Genomic DNA, 4,108 nt, shown 5'->3' with positions numbered 1-4,108 from the left:
CGTTCTTCTAGGGTCAATGGGGAGGCTAAGCAGCTCAAACTCAGGGTGCCTAGTTGCTGACTTATCACTTCACTCACCTTCTCGTAGCTCAGAGCTCTTTTGACACTCACAACTGCTAACATAAAGATAGGGTTCACCACTAACTGTTGGATCAATGCTGCAAGCGCTATGCAGCACAGATGGTGGTAATTTGTGTAACGTTTCAAAGTCGGCTTCATGTTCAGCGATTGCTTCCAGGCCTTGAATCTGATTTCTACACTCCATCTGATTGAGTAGATTTCAAAGAGCTCCTTGGCGGTCACATCTAGATCTAAATTCGTAAGGATCAGATGCCATCCGTCTCTGACTAAGGATTGATACTTAGGGCTATTCCAAAATTTTTGAGCCACAGATTTTCTGCTTCTGCGACGCTGAGCAGCAAGCGCATCATCGGCTCTGATTCCGACGAGTCTAACCTTTGTGGCACCGTCGTTTCCAAGTGTTACCACTTCATCAATGAAGTTATTTTTCCGTGACCTCAATTTCTTCTCCTGTGACTCAGCATTGCTAGTAAAGACATTGATTGAGCTAGGTAAACGAGATATCCAAAACGCTTCCTTCTCGGCGATTAGATTCAATGCTGCACACCCGAAATACCCCATATCTCCGAGCACTAGATCTCCTGGTTGGATATCTTCCAAGAGTTGCGCACCGAGCTTTTTATCTGACTCTCTAGCTGACCCAAATGATTGATGTACAATAGTGTTAGTCAGTGCATCGAAGGATAAATCTAGTTTGAATCCTGCGGTTACTCCTGTCTGATTACCACATGCTGGGAAGTTGGCAGCATTGATCGCTACCATTGGAACAAAAGTGGAGTCTTCTATCAAAATACGGTTTAACCTCTGCGTGGTTTTACGTTTGATCGTAGGCAGTTTTTGAGAGGCTATAAGTTGTCGAATGACTTCTTGGAGGAAGTCGACTGATTTTTGGTTAAGTCGCTTATAGATAGCACCTCTACAAAGTAGATTTTAGGTTTAGAAGCCTCATTTCGCCAGCTAACAAATTGAAGGATGCATCACCTTTTTGTAGGCATTTGAGCAAGGCTAAGATTATAGAAATACCCGAGAAGCTTTGTGTTTTTCTTCGAATGAAAGATGTATGCTTGGCAATTGCATCGAGGTCTAATAAGTTAAGCGGTGAGTCGTTGGTGCGTAAGCGTTTAGACATGCCAAGCATTCCGATGCACTCACTATTTCAAGCTTTTTATTGATTTATTTTCAATCAGTTATGCACTAAGTGTACGCGTATGCCCTTGAGCGCTTTGTGGGAGATGTGTCCTTTAAATTCAGCACTGAGATGTCTTTTCTTACGTTTCATTTGTCTCTTTTTCGCTGATTAAGCGACCGATGAACAGCCAGAGATGTCAATATGCTATTGGCTCCGTTTTACGGGATCACTTCTGTATGATGGGACAACATCTTTATCAGCTAGTATCATTGCTTGAAGCCAAAGTGGCTTGAATGATCCTATCAGACTTCGAATTAGCCATGTAAGTACTGGAGTGTGAAATTGTCAGCTGTCTCATTTTCAATGGATTAGACTGCTGAGTTGACGCCCGCGGGTCTGTAGATCTCTAGAATTGGCCGCTAAATCATTGGTTCAGCAAAGATCGTTTCTTAATTTCGATGTTTTTTGATCGCCTCCTTGTAAACGCGTACTACTTGCTCTGCTGTATTTTTCCAATGAAAACGGTCGGCGTTTATTTCAGCTTTAGTTATCAGCTCTGCTACTAAAGATGGCTGGCTTTGAACTTTTCTTAATGCCTCGGCAATATCGGAGATGTCCTCAGGGTCAACGATAAGTGCAGCATCTGAGACAATTTCTTTGAGCGCACCTCTGTCGCTGCTAATGACAGGTAAGCCACACGCCATGGCTTCTACAGGAGGTAGACCAAAACCCTCGAATAAGCTAGGATACACTAGGCTAGAAGCCGCTAGGTACACCTTCGGAAGGTCTTGATCTGCGATGAACCCTAGGAAGTGAATTTCTTGAGAATAGGGCGAGGATTTAGCGGCCGCATAGATTTCTTCGCAACCATGCCAATCACCACCACCAAACACCAGTTGCCAGTCAGAATCATTCTTCTGCTTGAATTGGTTAAATGCTTCAATCAATCGCACGTGATTTTTTGATGGGTGTTCCAAGCGCGAAATGTAGACAAAGAATGGAGTGTGAATTTGATGTGTTGAAGAAATCCATTTTCTAGCTTGCTTACTATCACTAGCTTTAAACCGCTCGTGATCGATCCCATTATGAATTACAGTAATTTCAGAACTTGGTAGACTAAAGAACTGTTCGATGTCTTTAGCCGTGTCACCGCTTACAGCGATCAATTTAGTCTGCCTTGCAGCCAGATATTTTACGACTACGCGGCCATAAAACATTCTAGCAATGTCATACTTACCTTTTACATGAAAAGGTGCTAGGTCGTGTATTGTACCGACTGTGGCGAACCTTTTAGAGGACATCATTCTGCGGTAGCTTGGAACATGAAAGACATCTAGCCCAAGCTGGGCTGCAATACGCGGAGCTTTTGTATGATGCCACCATATGTTTTTTATTGGTGAGCGCGCCCAAGAAGGCACCGTAATGATATTGCACTTGTCTTTTGCAAAATCAAAATGGTGTTGCTCGTGTTTTAATACGAAAAGGTGAAGATTTAAATCTGATAACTCGATCAATTCCCTTGTGAGTGCAAAGATGTATTGGGCAACTCCAGATTGCCCATTTTGAATTACTGTAGCACTAAGCCCTATGTGCATGAGTCAATTATGGTAAGAGCTTCTTCAAGTGACACAGCCTCTTTGAATTGACTTCTGAGGCGCATCATTTCTAGCGATCTGAGGACGGTCTTTTGCGCCCCAACTAGGACGCATTGTCCTCCTTGCTCTTTGGCTCCTCTGGCCATTCTTATCATTCTACCCGTACCAGCACTATCTATGAATTCGGTTGCTTGTGCGTCTATGATTACATCTTTCAAATCGAATGCAGTCCTGAGACTTTCATCGCCAGCGGCGAAAGCATCTAACCTTTTAGGTAAGGTGACCACTTGGTAAGATACATTGCGGTGAACCTGAGTTTTTCCTTGTAGATCTCTGGTCTCAGGTAAGTTAGGGCTATACGACTTGTAGTTTTGATATTGCCTAAACAAGCCCGGAAGGACCACGCAAATGTCCCTCCAATAGCGCTTTGCCAGCCTACGGGGTTCTTGGCATGTACGGTATACCCACTCTAAGCCAGTTTTTTGCATCCAAATTGGAGCACGTTTGGTAGTGCCTGCAAGGAAGTCAATTGTAGCACCGACCCCGATGCATACCGGTACTCCTAGTTCCCGGAAATTCATAGCAATCCACTTTTCTTGTTTTGGGCAGCCAAAAGAAACAAAAAGCACATCTGTTCGAGCATCTTTGATTTTCTTGCGGATAGCGATGTGATCCATCTCATCGAGGGGAGTAAATGGAGGTGAATACATTCCTGCAATTTCTAGTTTTGGCCATTTTTTTCGAATGTTCTTTCCTGCCTCAGAGAGGACTTCTTCTTTACCACCCAGGAAAAATACGCGGTAACCTTTATGCTGAGCTAAAGCAAGAATACGCGGCACCATGTCGCTGCCAGCTACCCGTTCGCGTAGTGGGTTACCTAGGAGATGGGACATCCATATGAGAGGCATTCCGTCAGCTAACACTAAATCTGAATCTAGTAGTGAGCTCTGAAGGGATTCGTCTTCTTGAGCTAGAGCTAAAAAATCTAAATTAGCAGTTGCGATCATATGCGGGTGACGGCTTTGCACCATCTGATCTACTATGGAAATAGTTTGTTGACACGTCACTTGGTCTATTGGAACTCCCATCATTAAGAGTGGAGGAGCTAAACCATGGCTCCATTGTCGATCAGAGACTGAGGCTTCAGTTTGGTGGTTGAAAGATCCAAGCATCAAAATTATCTAGCACTATTCACAGAGAGAGACAACTCAATCTGTTTATTTTTTATCCTATAGGGCACCTCCGGCAACTAGCGTTGGTGGTGCTGGAAAGAATTTCAAGCAAGGCAAGGCGTGATGATTGAA

At 43.8% G+C, this 4,108-nt stretch carries 4 protein-coding genes; all 4 read right to left on the bottom strand.

Annotated features, from left to right (window positions below; genetic code table 11):
• Positions 1–989, bottom strand: a 989-nt coding sequence (locus ABGY95_RS02525) for an IS4 family transposase (protein WP_347440112.1), incomplete at its 3' end; no start/stop codon positions are given.
• A gap of 7 nt (positions 990–996) precedes the next feature.
• Positions 997–1,209: a hypothetical protein gene (locus ABGY95_RS02520; protein ID WP_347440111.1), complete on the bottom strand. Its 213-nt coding sequence runs from the start codon at positions 1,207–1,209 to the stop codon at positions 997–999.
• A gap of 449 nt (positions 1,210–1,658) precedes the next feature.
• Positions 1,659–2,804: a glycosyltransferase family 1 protein gene (locus tag ABGY95_RS02515; protein ID WP_347440110.1), complete on the bottom strand. Its 1,146-nt coding sequence runs from the start codon at positions 2,802–2,804 to the stop codon at positions 1,659–1,661.
• Complete coding sequence (locus ABGY95_RS02510; protein ID WP_347440109.1) at positions 2,795–3,976, bottom strand: WecB/TagA/CpsF family glycosyltransferase; 1,182 nt, start codon at positions 3,974–3,976, stop codon at positions 2,795–2,797. Before ABGY95_RS02510 ends, ABGY95_RS02515 begins: the two co-directional genes overlap by 10 nt.
• Positions 3,977–4,108: the final 132 nt, after the last annotated feature.

The sequence above is a fragment of the Rubritalea sp. genome, assembly GCF_039830215.1.
GTDB lineage: Bacteria > Verrucomicrobiota > Verrucomicrobiia > Verrucomicrobiales > Akkermansiaceae > Rubritalea.
Note: the sequence above shows the minus strand (reverse complement) of the source record. Positions and strands in the feature narration are given on the sequence as shown.

Coding starts and splice junctions, on each gene's coding strand:
- ABGY95_RS02520 (WP_347440111.1), bottom strand. CDS start 1,209: ATGTCTAAACGCTTACGCACCAACGACTCACCGCTTAACTTATTAGAC.
- ABGY95_RS02515 (WP_347440110.1), bottom strand. CDS start 2,804: ATGCACATAGGGCTTAGTGCTACAGTAATTCAAAATGGGCAATCTGGA.
- ABGY95_RS02510 (WP_347440109.1), bottom strand. CDS start 3,976: ATGCTTGGATCTTTCAACCACCAAACTGAAGCCTCAGTCTCTGATCGA.